14 protein-coding genes and 2 pseudogenes are annotated in these 16,979 nt (G+C 61.9%); 1 reads left to right on the top strand and 15 read right to left on the bottom strand.

Translation table 11 applies throughout. The annotated features are described in order from the left end of the window. Positions 1 to 2: 2 nt before the first annotated feature. The 6 genes from K3M67_RS21270 to K3M67_RS21245 form a co-directional block, all read right to left on the bottom strand. Positions 3 to 3,197, bottom strand: a complete 3,195-nt coding sequence (locus K3M67_RS21270) for a TonB-dependent receptor (protein ID WP_285833355.1) — start codon at positions 3,195 to 3,197, stop codon at positions 3 to 5. A 119-nt stretch (positions 3,198 to 3,316) separates the two neighbouring features. After that, positions 3,317 to 4,288: a FecR family protein gene (locus tag K3M67_RS21265; protein WP_285833354.1), complete on the bottom strand. Its 972-nt coding sequence runs from the start codon at positions 4,286 to 4,288 to the stop codon at positions 3,317 to 3,319. Continuing rightward, complete coding sequence (locus tag K3M67_RS21260) at positions 4,288 to 4,824, bottom strand: RNA polymerase sigma factor (protein ID WP_285833353.1); 537 nt, start codon at positions 4,822 to 4,824, stop codon at positions 4,288 to 4,290. Before K3M67_RS21260 ends, K3M67_RS21265 begins: the two co-directional genes overlap by 1 nt. Before the next feature lie 214 nt (positions 4,825 to 5,038). Continuing rightward, positions 5,039 to 7,522 (bottom strand): TonB-dependent receptor, encoded by a 2,484-nt coding sequence (locus K3M67_RS21255; RefSeq protein ID WP_285833352.1) that lies wholly within the window; start codon positions 7,520 to 7,522, stop codon positions 5,039 to 5,041. An 85-nt stretch (positions 7,523 to 7,607) separates the two neighbouring features. Next, a complete protein-coding gene (locus K3M67_RS21250; RefSeq protein WP_285833351.1) occupies positions 7,608 to 8,510 on the bottom strand; it encodes a FecR family protein in 903 nt (300 codons plus the stop codon). Further along, entirely contained in the window at positions 8,507 to 9,082 is a 576-nt protein-coding gene (locus K3M67_RS21245) for an RNA polymerase sigma factor (RefSeq protein WP_285833350.1), read from the bottom strand. Before K3M67_RS21245 ends, K3M67_RS21250 begins: the two co-directional genes overlap by 4 nt. 126 nt (positions 9,083 to 9,208) lie before the next feature. Here K3M67_RS21245 and K3M67_RS21240 point away from each other — a divergent pair, with 126 nt between their 5' ends. Further along, on the top strand, positions 9,209 to 10,705 hold the full coding sequence (locus tag K3M67_RS21240) for an alkaline phosphatase D family protein (protein WP_285833349.1): 1,497 nt from the start codon (positions 9,209 to 9,211) through the stop codon (positions 10,703 to 10,705). Between the two features lie 152 nt (positions 10,706 to 10,857). Here the strand turns inward: K3M67_RS21240 and K3M67_RS21235 are convergent, their stop codons facing one another. From K3M67_RS21235 to K3M67_RS21195, 9 genes and pseudogenes are all read right to left on the bottom strand, one after another. Next, complete coding sequence (locus K3M67_RS21235) at positions 10,858 to 11,415, bottom strand: nuclear transport factor 2 family protein (protein WP_285833348.1); 558 nt, start codon at positions 11,413 to 11,415, stop codon at positions 10,858 to 10,860. 28 nt (positions 11,416 to 11,443) lie between these two features. Further along, the gene (locus tag K3M67_RS21230; RefSeq protein WP_285833347.1) at positions 11,444 to 12,304 is read right to left on the bottom strand and encodes an SDR family NAD(P)-dependent oxidoreductase; all 861 of its coding nucleotides are present in this window, start codon (positions 12,302 to 12,304) and stop codon (positions 11,444 to 11,446) included. A 21-nt stretch (positions 12,305 to 12,325) separates the two neighbouring features. Beyond that, entirely contained in the window at positions 12,326 to 13,147 is an 822-nt protein-coding gene (locus K3M67_RS21225) for a TauD/TfdA dioxygenase family protein (protein WP_285833346.1), read from the bottom strand. 99 nt (positions 13,148 to 13,246) lie between these two features. Further along, positions 13,247 to 13,990: a TetR/AcrR family transcriptional regulator gene (locus K3M67_RS21220; RefSeq protein WP_285833345.1), complete on the bottom strand. Its 744-nt coding sequence runs from the start codon at positions 13,988 to 13,990 to the stop codon at positions 13,247 to 13,249. Between the two features lie 568 nt (positions 13,991 to 14,558). Further along, positions 14,559 to 14,773, bottom strand: a pseudogene (locus K3M67_RS21215) (transposase); the annotation flags it as partial. A 42-nt stretch (positions 14,774 to 14,815) separates the two neighbouring features. Beyond that, positions 14,816 to 15,118: pseudogene (locus K3M67_RS21210) on the bottom strand (integrase core domain-containing protein); the annotation flags it as partial. Between the two features lie 292 nt (positions 15,119 to 15,410). Then, on the bottom strand, positions 15,411 to 15,668 hold the full coding sequence (locus tag K3M67_RS21205) for a hypothetical protein (RefSeq protein WP_502958914.1): 258 nt from the start codon (positions 15,666 to 15,668) through the stop codon (positions 15,411 to 15,413). Continuing rightward, positions 15,665 to 16,009 carry a site-specific integrase gene (locus tag K3M67_RS21200; RefSeq protein ID WP_285833344.1) on the bottom strand — a complete coding sequence of 115 codons (345 nt, stop codon included), beginning with the start codon at positions 16,007 to 16,009 and terminating at the stop codon, positions 15,665 to 15,667. Before K3M67_RS21200 ends, K3M67_RS21205 begins: the two co-directional genes overlap by 4 nt. 15 nt (positions 16,010 to 16,024) lie before the next feature. Then, complete coding sequence (locus tag K3M67_RS21195; protein ID WP_285833343.1) at positions 16,025 to 16,951, bottom strand: site-specific integrase; 927 nt, start codon at positions 16,949 to 16,951, stop codon at positions 16,025 to 16,027. Between the last annotated feature and the right edge of the window lie 28 nt (positions 16,952 to 16,979).

The following is a 16,979-nucleotide window of genomic DNA, read 5'->3' as shown; positions in this document are numbered from 1 at the left end:
CATCAGAATATGAGGTTGACGCCGAGCGAGAAGCTGCGGCCATTCTTGATATAGGCCCGGCTGGCACCGGTGCCGGACGAGACCGTTTCCCAATAGGTGTGGGAATCGAAGAGGTTGCGAACCTGAAGCTGGATCGAGGACTTCTTCATGAAGGTCTTGCGCAGGGTCAGGTCGACGAAGCTGTATGCCTGCTCATAGGGATCGTTGCCGAAATCCTGGATACCGCCCATGAATTTCGACTGGTAGTTCCAGGCGCCATAGATTTCCCAGCCCTTGCGTTCCCAGAAAATCTGCAGGTTGGCGATGGTCTCGGGCGTCTCCATCAGCGGCAGGGTGTAACCTTCCGGATGCCAGGACAGGCCGGTCACTGCCTTGGATCGCTGCAGGGTCAGATTGCCACCGATGCCGAGCGAGCCCAGGATGCCGGGCAGCCAGTGCAATTGCTGCTGGGCGCTGATCTCAAGGCCGTAAACCTCGGCCCATTTGCCATTGTTGGGCATGGAAATCGCGACGCCAGCCGGATCGACATTCTCACCCAGCGTTCCGTCGCGAATGTTCGAAGATGAAGAGCGGAACAGGAAGTTGGTGATATGCTTATAGTAGATCGCCACCGAATAAGCGCCGGTGTCGCCGGCATAATGTTCGAGCGACAGGTCGAGATTGGTGGAGCGCATCGGCTTGAGGTTCGGATTGCCCTGCTCGATACCGACCAGCACCCAGTCGGCGGTCGGATTTTCCTCGCCATCGCCGTCCGGATCGGTGTCATAGCTATATTCGCGCGCGGAACTCATGCGCGCAATGTCGGGCCGAGCAAAGCTGGTCCAGACGGCACCGCGCAGCTTGGTCTTGCGGTCGAAATCATAATTGACGTGGATCGAGGGCAGAATGTTGGTGAAGCTGGAGCGGTCGGTGGTGAAACGTTCCCCCTGCACCTCATCCATCAGATAGGCGTCGACCTTGTTGCGGGTCGCTTCCACGCGAACGCCACCGATGATCTGCGCCTTGCCGATCCGCGCTGTCGCCATCGCATAGCCCGAGATCACACGCTCGTTGAACCGGAAACTGTCCTCGTTCGACAGTTCGGCGTCCGACGGGTCGACGGCAAAGCCCTCGAACATCGTGCTTTCGCCATTTTCCGCGCGCTGCAACTCAGCCAGCATCGCCTTGTTGGCGAGCGTCTGGCCCAGGCGATAGACGCCGCTATAGGCGCCGCCGAACAGGTTGGTGACATCCTTGCCATAGAATTGCGAGAAGTCGGCCATGGTGCCGTCCGTCTCGAGGTTGAGAAAAGAGCCCGAATAGGTGCGGCGCTGCGAGTTGTAGAATTTGCCGCCGGTCTTGATCGATTCCAGCCAAGGGCTGTCGGGCTTCCATGTCAAGTTCATCTGCCCCTGCCACAGCTTTTCGCGCGTACCGCCGACTTCGCCCTCCAGACTGCTGAAGGCATATTCCGACGGGTCCTGCACGGCGGCGAGGCCGGCATCATTGAGCAGCCATTTGGGGAAGCGGGCATCCTCCGAGGAGGAGAAGAGCACGCCCGTATTACCCAGCCAACCATATTTGTCGCTGCGGAATTCTAGCGTGTAGCCGTCGTCCAGATTGTCCTCCGACTGGGCGTACGAGACATCATAGTCGATCGTCACGGCGCCGAAGCGCGATATGCCACCGAAATTGGCCGAGGCGAGGCTGCCGGACTCACTGGTCGCCTCCCAGAAACGGCGCAGACGGAAGCCCTGCGGGTCCCAGGTGCCCGAACCACCATTCAGGCTGTAGAAGGACCGGGTCGAACGGTCCGCATCGGTGATGATCCCGTCGCCGTCGCGGTCTACGATCTGGTCGAGCGTATAGCCATAGATTCGGCCCAGTTCCTTGTCATATCCCGTCACGACGTCATCGGGCTGCGCCAGGCTGCGGTCGTCGGCATCGACCTGTGACAGGCGCGCTGAATTCTGCGCGGTGTCGTTGCGGAAGTTCAGGCGGTTGCTGAATTCCTGCTTCTGATATTTGTTATACTGCCCGCGTAGATGAAACTCGTGATGATCCGAGCGATAGTCGATGCTGGTATTGCCGCCCCAGCGCTTCACGTCGGTCTCGCCCAACGCCAGGTCCATGCCGCGCATGACGAAGCGATTGGGGTCCCAGCCCAGCGTCTCGCTATTGTCGTACCAGTTGTCAGGCTGGTTATCGCCGTCCACGCCATTTTGTTCATATTGCGACTTGCGGCGGCTCCAGCTGCCCGAGACGAAAACACCGAAATTGTCGCTGAACTGCCGGGAAAAGGCGCCGGAGACCTGACCCGACTTACGATCATCGAACTTGTCGAGAAAGCCGCCTTCGGCCGACAGGCGGAAATGAGTCGACGCCTGGTCGAACGCCGTCGGCGTCGAGATATCGACCGAACCGCCCAGCGCGTCGCCGTCCCGATCCGGCGTCAGCGTCTTGAACACGGTGATCTGCTTGATGCCGTCGGGCGGCAGGACCGACAGGCGCACGCCGCGATAGAAATTATTGTCGCGCGATCCCGCGCCGCCGACGCGCACGCCGTTGATGGAATAATTGTTGAGCTCGGTCGAAAGGCCACGGATCGTGATCCGGTCGCCCTCACCGGTGGCGGAATCGCGCACCGCGTTGACGCCCGGCAAGCGAGACAGTGCTTCGGAAACATTGTTGGCGGGCAGTTTGCCCATGTCGTCGGCGGTAATGGTATCCGACACGACCTGTGCTTCGCGCTTGGTTTCCAGCGAACGCTGCACGGCCTCGATGTAGCCGGTGACCACGATGTCACTGTTCGGCGTTTCAGCCGCGCTGGCGGCACGGGCCGGTGCCGGCGCGGCCGCCTTGCCGCTGGGCGTCCGATCGGCGAAGCTGACAGGCTGGCTGTGCATGGCAAGCGGCTTGGCGATCAGCATGTTGCCGCGCCGCTGCATGGCGACGTTGGCGCCGCCGATCAGCTGCTGCAGCGCGGCGGCAGCGGACATGGTGCCGGATACGGCCCGGCTGCGGCGACCGCGCAGCGCATGGGGCGATGCGGCGACCGGCGTACCGGTGATGCGCGAATATTCCTGGAGCGCCTGCGCCAGATCCTGCGCGGGAATGGCAAAGCTGTAACGCGCCTCGGCCGCTTGCACCGGCGTGGCAAGCGTGCTCGCTACGGCAATGGCCAGCACCGATACGGCGGGCCGGTTTAAAATTGACATGGAATAATACCCCCATTTGAACAGACAGTTCAGGCGGCAGACGCGCCATGAGAGCAAAACCCGACAAATATTTATTCTTACATTTTCATGATCTTATCATGAAAATTACATGACCATCCCTAACGATCCAGAACGTAGCGATTGCCCGCACTGCGCCAGTTGAGGTCATGAATGGCGGCGATCGCGTCCAGAACGCCTTCGAGGTCATTGGTGGGGAAGCGTCCTGTGACCAGCAACTCACCCAAGGCTGGATCGGCCAGTTCGATCGAACGATGTGACACTCGGTTGAGCTTTTGCACCAGTTGCGACACCGGCATCTCGTTCGCCTCCAGCCAGCCGTCCATCCAGTCGGGATGCTTGCCGACACCTACCGTCAGGCTGCGGACCCTGCTTCCGGCCAGTTCCAAGCCGCTGCCGGCGGGCAGACGCCATTGGCGCCCGACACCGGCATCAATGCTGACCAGGCCGCGATAAACCTGAATGACGCGCGTGTCGTCGCCGATCCGGTCGATGTCGAAGGCCGTGCCAAGGACCGAGACCCGCGCCGCGCCAGTATCGACGGCAAAGGGACGCAGCCGCTCATGCACGACATCGAAAAATGCCTCGCCTTGCTCGAGCGTGATGTCGCGCGACCATGGCGTGATCCGCACCCTTATCCGCGTCTCCGCATCCATGCGAATAGTCGAACCATCCTGTAATGCCACCGTTCGGCTCTGCCCAAGACCGGTGGCATAGGTCGTTCTGTGAACCAGCAGGCGTGGGGCCGCGAGGCCGATCGACAGGACCGCACATAGCGCCGCCGCGAGCGGGACCGCGCGCCGCCATGACGGGCGCAGCTGGCGCAATTGTGGGGCCGGCTCGATGTCATCGTCATTGGATGGATGCAGCGATGTCGCCTTGTCGTCCAGTGCGGCTTCAAGTTCGCCTGACTGCCACAGGGTGGACATGCGCGCATAGCTTTCGACATGCCGTGGATCCTTGAGGATCCAGCGATCGAAATCGGCGGCCGCATCGCTGTCCAGCACGGGGCGGCTCATCCGCTCGACCCACTGTGCCGCTTGCAAATCGAGAGAGTGAAGTTCCTGGCCCATCAGTCCTGTCCCACCAGATCAATGCCCGCCTGATCCAGCGCGCGCCGCAGATCGACCATGCCGCGCGTGATATGCTTTTCGACCGCCTTGGTGCTGAGATCAAGGTCGGCGCCAATGGCGCGACAGCTTTCCTGATTGAGCCGCCGGCGGACCAGCACTTCGCGGCGCAAGGCAGGCATTCGGCGCAGGCAGCGTTCGAAAACCTCCATGGCGCGCCGGGAATCGAGCACACGATTGAGCGACGGTTCTTCGCTGCGCAGCTCTTCGTCCACGCCCGTCACCAGCCGGCTATCGCGTCGATAGATATCCACTCGCAGATTGTCCGCGATGCGAAAGCCAAGCGCCAGCATACTGCCGATCTGCTGGGTCCGTGCCAGTTCGACGAGACGTGCCAGCGTTTCCTGGGCCAGATCGTCGATCAGGTCCGGCGGCGTGCCGCGCGCGCGCAGATAACGTTGGAGAGCCGCCCGGATCGCGTCCCAATCCTGGCCTTGCGGCTCCTTGTCCGGAGGTCCGCTCTTGATCGAAGACAGCACGCGACACTCCCGGCTCGGGTGAGAGCGGTGCGACTAGACATTTTGGATGACAGTTCAAAGGCAGTCCAAATTCGAACCTCGCTGAACCCGCCTGGCCCGCGTCGGGGCTCGAAAGACAAGAGAAGGCGCCATCGGCCAGGGGGCTGGCTGATGGCGCCTCACCGGGCGACCCGAAGGCTTGCCCCTATGGAAGGGACGGGCGTTCGGCCAGTTTTCAGAAGGTCAGGCGAACGCCCACGGCATAGGTCGCCGGCGCACCAACCATGCGCGATGCGCCGTTCATTTCGGGATAATAGACTTCGTCGGTGATGTTGCGGCCCATCGCATAGACCGACCAGCCATACGGCGATTCCAGTTCGATCCGGGCGTTGAGCAGCGTGTAGGCCGGCGACGTGTTGCCGACGACCGCGTTCAGACGGTTCGATTCCTTGCCATGATGGAATATATTGGCGCGGCTCTTGAGAACCCAGCCATCGTCGAAGCTGTAGCTGTGGACGAGGCCGACCCGGCCGGTCCATTTGGGCGCACCGGGCAATGGATCGCCCACGGTCGCGGTCACATCGGCGATGCGGTTGGAATTGAACTCGGTTATCTTCGAATAGAGATAGGTGCCCGAAGCGTCGAAATCGAGCTTGTGGCCGCCGCTGTTCAGCAAGTTGAGGTCGAGTGCGCCTTCGAAGCCGCGGGTCTTGGCCTTGCCGACATTGGTGCGGCCATTGGTGTCATTGTCGAGCCGCGTCGTCGCCTGAAGATTGTCGAAATCATTGGCGAAGGCGTCGAGCGAGAGGCGGACCGGCCCCTTGTAATAGCGCACGCCAGCTTCATAGGCCCACACTGTTTCGGACTGGAACGGCTCGGTCTCGGCCAGCGTCATGATCGACGTGCCGTCGAAGCCGCCCGACCGATAGCCACGCGCGACCGAGGCGAAGACGTTCAGGTCATCGGTGATGAACCATTGCGCCGCCGCGCGACCGGACACGTCATCATCCTTGAACTGCTTATCCCATTGAAAATTGGGCGTCGTCGCGAAAAAGGTGGAGTAGTTTGAGATGCCCCAGGGATTGTCGTCGACATTGCGACCTTGCGAGTCCACATCATCCCTTGTGTAGCGCAGGCCCAACGTCACCTTGACCTTAGGCAGCAGTTCATAATCGGCCTGGCCGAAGATGGCGGCGCTGCGGCGGCGCTGATTGTGGATATTATGATAGATGGTGCGCGCAGCCCAGCTGGTCCACTGGCTCTGATAGTCGATCTTGTCGCTCATGTAGAAGCCGCCGACCAGCCAGTTGAAGCGACCCTGCTGCTCGTTGCGCAGACGCATTTCCAGCGAACCCTGGCTCAGATCCTCATCGAACAGATATTCATATTGGGGATAGGGCGTGCCGTCGCCATTGCCACCAATATTGCGCTGGCTGGACTGCCAGCCGGCCACCATGTCGAAGCGGGTGGCATCGTTCAGCAGGTGCGAGAATTGAACCGAGGCTCCCTTGATGTCGATCCTCTGCTGAAAATAGGCGCGCGAATAGAAGCTGTAGGGATCATCATCCTCGCCGGCGTTGAGAACGCTGCTGTCGTCCGCCGCGCTGATGCGGTCATATTGGCGCGCATCGCCCCTGTCGCGGCTGGCAAAGGCCTTCAGCGTCAGGCTGGTATCCGGGCCGAAATCGATATCGACCGTCCCGCGCCCCGCGAACAGATCCTTGTCGCCAAAACCCTTGCGCGCGCCCGGATCGTTGATCGCCGGTACCTGGGTCTGAACCACGCCGCCGACGCTGATCTGTGCGCCGGCCAGGTCGCCCGCGCCCTTGCCGTTCATGTAACCGCCGCCCTGGTCGGTCATCACCGCCAGCCGAATACGCAGATTGTCGCTGACCGGGCCGCCAATCGCGGCTTCAGCGCGCATGTTGTCGTAGCTGCCATATCGGATATCAGCATAGCCTTCGAACTTGTCGCTGCCGCCGCGGGTGATCGCGTTGACGACGCCCGCCGTGGTATTGCGGCCATACAGGGTTCCCTGCGGACCACGCAGAACCTCGATCCGCTCCAGATCGAACAGCGGCATACCCAGATAGGCGTTGGAACTTTGATAGACTCCGTCGACATGCAGCGCGACCGACGGGCTGCCATTGGGCTTATAGTCGTCCGCGCCGCCTATGCCGCGAATGGTGAGCAGGCCGTAGCTTTCGCCGCCGGTGCTGTAATTGATCGACAGGCCCGGCACTTCGTCAACCAGACTGGCGAAATCGGTGATCTTGCGTTTGGCTGCTTCTTCGCCCGAAACGACCGTGATGGCCTGCGGCACCTTCGACAGATCCTCGGCGCGCTTCTGCGCGGTGACGACGATGTCACCGCCGTCCGCGATGCGCGCGCCGGCCTCGGCAGTCGACCGAGCGGTCGGCGCCTTCGCGGCGGCGAGCGAGATCATCGTGGCGCCTTCATAGGAGATGTTCATGCCGCGCCCGGCGATCAGTCGACGCAGCGCTTTTGCGCGGGAAAAGCGGCCCTTGAGCGCTATCGAACGGCGACCGGCGATGGCGTCATAGGGGAAGACCATATGGACGCCGGCCTGACGACCGAATTCGTTCAGCGACGTGGCCATATTCTGCGCCGGGATGTCGAATGCGATAGCGCGATCGCTCGTCGCGCTGGCGGGTGCCGCGGCGAGGATCAGGGGTAGTGCGACCGAATGAAAACTCATGATTGCCCTCCGATGGAAGCGTCTCTCGGAGGGTGGGATGGGTGGGACGGGTGCGACCGCCATCGCACCTGCAAAAATAATTCTATCAGCCCGCCGTAAGGGTAATAGCGCCATTTGCGCTGCGCTGCGATCGGATGCCAAAGGACGCATGTAGTGCAGCCAGCAAATCATTGGGGTCGGTGGTTGTAAAACGCCCCCCTAGCCGGATGCGCGACAAGGCCGGATCGGCGATGACAATCCTGGGGTCGAGATAGCGGTTGAATTCAGCGACGACGAAGTCGAGGCTCTCACCCTCGAATACCAGTTGTCCGTCCTTCCAGCTGCGCGCCCGGTCGAGCGTCACCGTGTCGGCCGGACGGACGGCGACATCCTGGCCGATCACCCGTGCCATCGCCCCAGCGCCCAGCCGACCACCACGCACGCTCTCGGCCGCGCCGTCCAGCACGAGCAAGTCGAAGGATTCAGGCTGCTGCCGTGCATTGAAGCTGCCAAAGCCCAGTCGGAAGCGTGCGCCGCCGGCCTCCAGTTCCAACTTGCCACGCGGCGCGGCCGGCACCGTAAGGCCGATCTCGCCCCGCTCGAGCCAGATGCGGCTACGCTCCTTGTCGGTCCGCCAGCTGATCCGCGTGCCGGTGTTGAGTTCGATCCGGATGCCGTCATCCAGCACCAGCCCTCGCCGCTCACCCACCGTGGTTTCGGCATGTTCGCGCGCAGTAGCCCGCACAGCCAGCAGCGCGCCGGCAACCGATGCGCCACCGGCCAGTACGCCCGCTTGCAGCATCCGGCGGCGGTTGATCGCGGGGGCAGGCGCCAGATCGGCGTGACGATCCCCGAACGTGCGCAATCGCTCCACCTGCTCGAAGGCATGGGCCACCTGGGCGAAGGCCACGGCATGTCGGGGATCGGCCGCACGCCATTGCTCGAAGGCCTGCGGCGTGACCGAGCCTGCATCGAGCGCCGCCAGCCAACCGGCGGCTTCCTCCATCATTTTCTCTGGTGTCGGTGGCGTTGCCATAAGCGCGCGATCTGGGCTCCTTCTTCCTGCGGTGGCGCTTCCTGCATTGCATAGGCAAGAATGGCCAGCCCTTTGGCAAGATGCTTCTCTATGGTAGAGACCGACAAGCCCATCCGCACCGCTATCTCGCCAGGCAATAATCCTTCGATCCGCCGCATCTTTACCACCGCACGCTGCTGGGGCGACAATTTTTCCATCAGCGCAATCAACCGCGCCAGCTCCAGATTGCCCGACAGGATCGCGAACTGGTTAGGTGCACTGTCGGCAATTTCCATCGCTTCCATGTCGGCCAGATGCTCGAACCGAACGACCGTCGCGCGGCGATGGCGCTCATGCGCAAGATTGCGGATAATGGTGAGAACGAAACTGCGGGGATTTACGATCTCGCGATGGTGCGACGCATTGATCGTGCGGGCATAAGCCTCCTGCACCAGATCCTCCGCCTCCGTCGCCGGGACCAACCGCGCCGCCTGGCGTAGGAAGGCGGCACGGTGCGGCAAGATCTCGTCTATGAACCAGCGGTCTACATCCCTCAACCAGGTCATGGCGGCGCTCCCCCTTTGGCCGAGCGGGGCGGTTAGCCCTTGGACATGACAGAATCGGGACATCGGGGGCGGTTCATGCAAGGGTGCTGTCGCAATAGTGTCAAACGCCGCCGATAAGGGCGCGAGATGCAGCAATTCCTCTGGTATCGCCGCGCCGTGCTTGGCGCCATGGCCGCGCTTGGTGCCCGCCCGCTCACCGCGCTGGCCGAGCCCTTCACGGCGCAGGCCGATCCCTTTGCTCTGGGTGTCGCCAGCGGGGCCCCCTCCCGCGACGGCTTCGTACTATGGACCCGCCTGGTAGGCCGCGGTGCCCGGCCGCTCCTCGCCGGCGCCATCCCGGTGCGCTACGAAGTTGCCGAAGACGAAGGTTTCCATGACATCGTGCGCACCGGCGAGGTGCGCGCCGATCCGCAGGCCGCGCACAGCGTCCATCTCGAACTGGCGGGACTGAGGTCTGGGCGCCCTCATCATTATCGTTTTCATGCGCTGGGCGCGACCAGTCCGGTCGGACGCACCGCTACCGTGCCGGATCAGGCCGACCGGCTTAGGCTCGCGCTGACGTCCTGCCAGCATTGGGAGCTGGGATGGTTCGGCGCCTATCGCGACATGCTGGCGGGCGATCCCGACCTGATAGTGCAGGTCGGCGACTATATCTACGAAACATCCTATCCCGACCAGCCAAAGGTCCGCGACTTCGGCGCGCCCGAACCGCGCGACCTAGACGGATACCGAGCTCGTTACGCCCTGTATCGCACCGACCCGCACCTGCAGGAGGCGCACCGCCGCGTACCTTGGCTCGTCACATGGGACGATCATGAGGTCCTGAACGATTATGCCGCCCTCGCCAATCGCGAAGGACTGCCGCCCGATATGTTCGCAGCACGGCGCGCGGCCGCCTATCAGGCCTATTTCGAACATATGCCGATCCGCCCCAGCCTGTGGCGCGCCATGGCCAGTCCCCGCCTTTATCGCGGCGTCGACTGGGGCGAACTAGTGTCGCTCTCGATGCTCGACACTCGTCAGTTCCGCTCCAGTCCGCCCTGCGCCGCACCGACCGTGGCGCACAATGTCCGGCTCAACCATTGTACCGAACGCTCGCGCCCTGACCGGACGATGCTGGGACAGGCGCAGGAGGCGTGGCTGGCGCGACGCTTGGCCGCGGAACGGCGGCCGTGGACCCTGCTCGCGCAGGGCGTGTTCTTCGCACCGCTGGCGCTGGATGGCACCGGTGACACCGTCTATAGCGATCAGTGGGACGGTTATGCCGCCGCCCGCTCACGACTGCTGGATCAACTCGGCCGGCCCAATGTCCGCAACACCCTGGTGCTGAGCGGCGACGTCCACAGTTTCTGGCTGAACGAACTGCATCAGGCTGAGGACAAGCCGCCGGTGGCGACCGAGATCGTCACCTCCGCACTTGCAGCTCAATCACCCCCGCCCGGCCGCTTTGGCGATGTCCATGCCAATAATCCCCATATCCGCTTTAGCGACCTGAACCATAGCGGCTATGTCCGCATCGAGATCGAGCCGAAGCGGCTGGGCGCACAGTTTCGTGCGCTGGATCTGAAATCGGCGCAGGCAGCGCCGAGTATCCTGAAACAGGTCGAACACGGCGCAGTTTAGGCGCTGAAGGCATTCCCCGCCACTTATACGACGGTCAGCTGCCAATTCTCGCTTCCCAGCTGCGGAACGGCGGCTATCAGCCTAGGTGGGATCAATTCTGGCTGACGGCAGGCGCGAATGCATCGCGGCAATCGCAGTCTGAAAGGACGGCATCACCATGTGGTAACAGGCGTATCGAGCGATAACGGCCTTTGATAGGAGACGTCGCCTTTGTCGCGCATACCTTTGGTATAACCTTGCTCGACAAATCTGGGATGCTGGAGGATCGAAGCGTCTCCGGTGATCAACGTGTCCACAGTTGAGCGGCGCAACGCGATTTTCCATTCGCCATTACGGCGCTCGACCCGATCGACATAGCGTCCGTTGACGATCCGCGCCGTCTTTCCGCCGGGATCAAGCAGCGACACCATCACATAGCTTTCGCAGTGCGCGACATCGCCATCAATCTCGCAAAGATGGGTGGAGATGTTATGGAGATGCTGATCCGAACCGGCGGCATGGACTGCGTTGGACCACTGGGCATAGAGGGGACCGGGGTTGATGGCATGGCCATGTTCATCAACGCCATCCTCATGATAGGAGCTGGTCAGCAGATCGACATCATGCCGGTCATGGCCGCGCGCATGGCGTGCGATCAGATCCTGGATCGCCAGCCTGTCCTTGAGATAGGCGACGTCACGGCACAGTTGGGCCAATTGCATGTCGTCCATGGCGATCCTCCTTCAATGCTATTCTTCGCTACCGCAAGATGAGCGGATATTGCTGGCGTGGCGCAACCTGATGCGTGTCGCGGCAAGAGCGCGGCTGTCGACCACCCTGATCGGAAAAACCATATTTCACCGCCATCTCGGCCCCGATCACTGCCTGGCCGCTCATGTCCATCAGGGCAGGATCGGAATATAATGCCCAGATGACGTGCCCCGTGAATTCAGGCGTTTCGGTCGCCGCTTCCAGATCCCTATATTTGATCGGGTCGGAGGCGATGACCATGCGCAAACGATCCGTCAGCAGCGCACCCATCCATATCGAAAGGGCCGCGACGTGGAAGGGGCGCAGATCGACCGCCATGTCCGCTGCGAACTTGTCCAGTCCCGCCTTGTGTCCACCATAGGCAGGGCCAAAGGAATAATGGGCGGCGCCCGATGCGGACGTGAACATGATGAGGCCGTGCCGCTGCGCCACCATCAGGGGGGCGGCATGGAAGCTGGCGACATAAGCGCTCCGCAGGCCCACATCAAGCATCTCGACAATGGCGAGCGGCTTTTCCCAGAAATTGCCTGGGGCGGTCAGATCATCATGCAAGGCGCAGGCATTGTTGACGAGAATGTCGAGACGGCCTTCATCTTCTGAAACCCGCGCAAAGAGCGCTTCCACCTGAGAGTCATCGGCATGATCAACCCGGACGGCGATGCCCCTGCCCCCGGCTTGCGTAACAGCGTTCGCTGTTTCCCAGATCGTGCCGGGCAGCGGATGATCGCCTGCTTTTTCGGACCGGCCAGTGACATAGACCGTGCAGCCATGACTGCCCAGGGCAATGGCAATGCCGCGCCCTGCGCCGCGACTGGCACCGGTCACCACGGCTACGGGACGGGCTGTCATCAGATGTTCCCCGATATCATGTCAGGCGAAGGATTCTTCGCCAGCCAGTGTCGTGCGATGCATCATTCGCCCGCTGTCCATGGCGTAAGGCAGCGCGCGATGCATGGTCCCTGTATTGTCCCAGATGACAAGATCGCCGAGCGTCCATTCATGCCGATAGACGAACTGGGGCTGCGTCGCATAATCGCGTAGCCGGGTGAGCAACGCCCAACCTTCGCGAAGGTCCATCCCCTCGACATGCGATGCCGTGGAACCCAGCACCAGCGATTTACGACCTGAGCGATGGGTCCATATGAGCGGCAAGACATTGGGCTGGAATGTCTGCCAGCTTTTCAGCAGTTCATGACTTGGTTCAGGCTGCACATAGCGCTGTGCCACTTCGAACATATGGACGACCTTGAGCTTTTCCAGCGCCACTTTCTCCGCTTCGGGCAAATCGTCATAGGCGGCATAGGTGTTGGAAAACTCGGTCTGGCCGCCCGTGTCCGACAATTTGCGGCTGCTCATCAGCGATGCGAAGATCGGGACGTCGCCCATCGTCCCATCAATATGCCAGTAAAAGGCACCCTTGATATATTCGGCGACCGGATTTTCCTTAGGGTCCATCGTGATCTTGAAGGCCTTTTCCTCGACGATCGTGCCGATCGTTTTGGTGAAGGCGATTTGCTGGTCGTCCGTCAGGTTGAGGCCGCGGATGGCCACCACGCCCCGTTCCTCCAGCAATGCGCGGATTTGCGCGGAGCAAGCGCCGCTGAGCAGCGTCTCCACGTCCGTCACGATCCCACTGCCGATACGCGGTGCCAGATTTCTGACCTCAAAGCAGGGCTGCTCCGCAATCGGCATCTTCACTCTCCCGTTTAGGCAGCCGTAAAGCCGCCACACGCACGCTGCGCTAAGCACGTGCTTAGCTTTGCATGGTGGTATCGGTCAAGAAATCACCGCTTACTCCGCGTCGCCACGAGATTCATCGTCGGGGCGGTGGCTCAGTCTGGTGAGGAGCCAATCCATCAGTTGGCGTGCATCCTCATGTCCCGACAGGATGCCGACCCCTTCCTCCATCACCAGCAATCGCGCCATCGCAGCCAGCCAGACGGTGGCTGCAGCGGCCGTGCAGGGTCCAAGGTTGATGGGGCTGTTCGCCAGAGAGCGTTCAACCGCCGCAATCTGAACAGCGCGGATATGTTCGGCATAGCGCGCGATTTCTTCGCCTATGACCTTCCGGTGATTTGCCAGCGCCATAAACTCCATGGCGAGGGCGGTGCGGCTGGGGTCGATACTGAGCGTCCATAACGCACGCAGTGGGTCATCCGACTGTGCCGCCGCTCGATGGCGTTCGAGGCTCTGTTCGGCACCGCGCCTGTAGGCGGCCACTAGCAGATCATCGGACGTAGGGAAATAATAGTGGATGAGCGAGGCATTCAATCCCGCACGCGCGGCCACTTTTCGACCACTGACGGCGGCATATCCTTCCTCCACCATCAGCGCCAGCGCCGCGTCGAGCAACTGGGTGCGGGTCGCCGATTTATCCGTGCCGAAGCGTCGCTTTTGCAGCGTCACCTTTGCAGTGGCTTCTTCTGAAACGCGCTTGGCCAAATCAAAATAATCCGATCCCAGATTTAACATTGTGGCGAAGGCCGTATGCGACTTTGCAGGAATCGCAAATACGGCTTTTTCGGTATTCTGCACAAAGGCAGAGCGCAATTACGCGCAGAACTGCGCGGCAGAAACTGGATGTGGACGCAGCGATAATCAAGATGGCCCTTTCAAAAGGGTTGCTGACGGTCGTGACTGACCCGATATTCATGGGTATTTCCACGTCGAGAGAGGCGCCATGAGTGTCAGGTCGAGTTCTGCGAGATAAGCGTTGATGCCGGTGGCGCGCAGATAGGTGAAACCAGCCCATCATTTGGGCCGCAGGAAAAGCGAGCTTTGCCGCTCCAGGACCAATTTCGACAGCCGGCCCGTTTCGCGTGCGATACTGCGGACTAGCGCTAATTCGAACAGGGTTTGGCGCGAGAAGCCGACACCCGTTTCAAGCCTCGCGAGTACGCAGACGCCGGTGAGTGCGGGGTGCCGGTCCTTGGCGAGAGAACTGCGTTGAGCACAGGGCGAGGGAATGGAAGATTCGTCCCACTATGTAGGGTTTGGCGCCAAGAAAACGACCCAGGCCGTGTGAAAACGCTGGAGCGGTGGTTTTGAGAAGGGAGTTCATTTCACAAAACCGCATTGCCGCGAGTTGAGCGCAGCCTTTCCTTTAGGTCGCGATGGCTTTGAGGATTGCCTTACTCCCCATGATGTGAGCACCCTGGTCAAGTTGTAAGCGAGAACATGGAGCGCCATCTCGGTTGAGACGCGCGGTTTTGTCTTTGTGAGGAAGTGCGTGTAGCCCATTCGGGCCTTCAGGGTGGCAAAGGGATGTTCGACGGTCTGGCGTCGTATGCGCATAGTGTCAGGATTTGCATCCAGTCGGTGTGAACCGCCCCGGGTTTGCCGGAGGCTGTTTGGTTTAAGTTACGCAGCCATGGAGACGTCGTCCAGCATGGCATAATATTGTGCTTCGGCTTCAGCGGGCGGGATGTTGCCGATAGGTTCGAGCAGGCGGCGGTTGTTAAACCAGTCCACCCATTCCAAGGTGGCATATTCCACGGCTTCAAAGGAACGCCACGGTCCTCGCCGATGTATCACCTCGGCCTTGTAAAGGCCGTTGATCGTCTCAGCCAACGCGTTGTCATAGCTATCGCCGACGCTGCCGACAGACGGTTCGATACCTGCCTCAGCGAGGCGCTCCGAGTATCGGATGGAGACATATTGGGCGGACTCAACCGGTCGTCGCAACACCAAACAAATTGGAGGTTGCGATGGGGAAGCAAAGGCAAGGTGCAGATCGATGTGGGCGACCGCCGTTACGGTCCCCTGGCCGCCCTAGTGCTGCGGCGCGTGATGAGCGGCAGTCGTTCTGGTTTCATATCGCGAGAGGCCGATATGACATGACGCACGACTTGTTCCGCACGCTTGATGCTTCCGGCGGGAAACGGTCGGCGCGGGCAGTTTAATCCATGGCGCCTCTTCTAAAGATCGAAGATTTCCGTTCGAAGCGAACGAAAGCTCAGGCGAGGTGGCTCGCAACCCATTTCATCTTGAAGAGCAGATGTCCCACCGCGCCATTGTCGCCGGCCAGGTTGCGATTATAGCGAAGCGCCATTCTCGGTGGCTTCCAGTGCAGTGCATCCATGACGCCGGCGATGTCCTCGCCGGCCGCGAACAGGTCGTTGGAGATCCCAACCCGGTGAACGGACAAAGAGACCACGCCCGGTGCCCTGTAGCCATTTTGATTGACGGACTGACTTTGCTGCAACTGCATCATTTTCTGACGCCTTTCAGCATGCGGGCCGCGGCGTTGGCGGAGGGCGCAAGCTTGCGACCATAGCGGAGCGCGGTCGCAGTGGAGGTCCAGCGCAGCGCCTGCGCAATCGGTCCCGCATCCTCACCGCTGGCGAACAGGTCCTGGGTCAGGCCGACCCGCAGCGAATGGGTGCTGAGCGCGTCGATCGCCTCGGCCAGAGCAGTGCCCATGAGATCGACCAATCCCTGATCAGCCGCAGCCAGCGCGGTGCGCTTGATGATCAGCCGCACGGCGGCCGGTGTCAGCGCCTGCTCCCCGATCTTGTAGAGTGCGCTCGCCGATCGCGCCGGCTGCGCCGCCATGCGGTCGCGGTCGACCTAGGCATGATAGGCCAGATCGCTGATGGCCAGTGTCCGCCGCGCCGCGCGCGCGTTGGTGCGGACGACCGCAACGCGGCGGAACAATACGCCCTTGCGGATCGCGGCAGCCTCGACCCACAAGGCGACACGCCGCATGGTATCGGGCGACAGCCACACCCAGGCCCCCTGCCCTTCCTGGTCGGTTTTCGAGCGCGTCAGCTCAAGCAGGGCAGACCCGTCCTCCTGGGGCTCGATCCTGTCGAGTTCCACGGCCGCCAGCTCCGAGACGCGCAGACCCGCATCATAGCCCAGCGACAGCAGCGCCGCATCGCGCAGCCCCACGACATCACCGCCGCAGGCTTCGAGCAGGACCGACAGCGTGAATCCCTTGACCGCCTCGCGGCCGATGCCCTTGCCGAAGCGCAACGGGCCGGCCTGGCGCTGCCGCACCCCGACCCGCCGCCGATGCCCGCGCAGCGCGTCGCGCACCACCGCCCCGCCCACGGGGCTGGCAACCCCGAGCAGCTGGTGCACCACCGCCAGCGAGGACAGGCGCCGCGACACGGTCGCGGGTTTGAGCCGCCGCGCCTCGCAATAGTCGACATAGGCCACGAGCCGCGCTTCGCTGGCGGGTAGACCGATCCCGCCCTGTTTCGCCGAGAAGCGCGCATAGCAGTCACAATCAACCGCCAGCGCCTTGATGCTGGCGGCGGCCCGCGCCTCGAGGCTCTTGCGGAAGGCTAGCGCGTCGAGAGCGGCACCCTCCCCTGTCAATAACTGGAGCAAGGCAACGAGCTGGGCCTCGCGATCCTGCGCAGACCCGGAGCGTCGGCGAGGCAGCTTAGCCTCGCCTGGCGCGAGGACGGTCACGATCTCCCCGGAGACCGCAGCTTTTGGCGCAGGAAAGCGCTGTGCCTGCGCCGACGTTCGCACGGCTGATTTCATGCTCATAGCCAGGAATATAGCGGCCAAA

The organism is Sphingobium sp. V4, from assembly GCF_029590555.1.
Lineage (GTDB): Bacteria > Pseudomonadota > Alphaproteobacteria > Sphingomonadales > Sphingomonadaceae > Sphingobium.
This window is presented reverse-complemented; position numbering and strand designations above follow the sequence as displayed.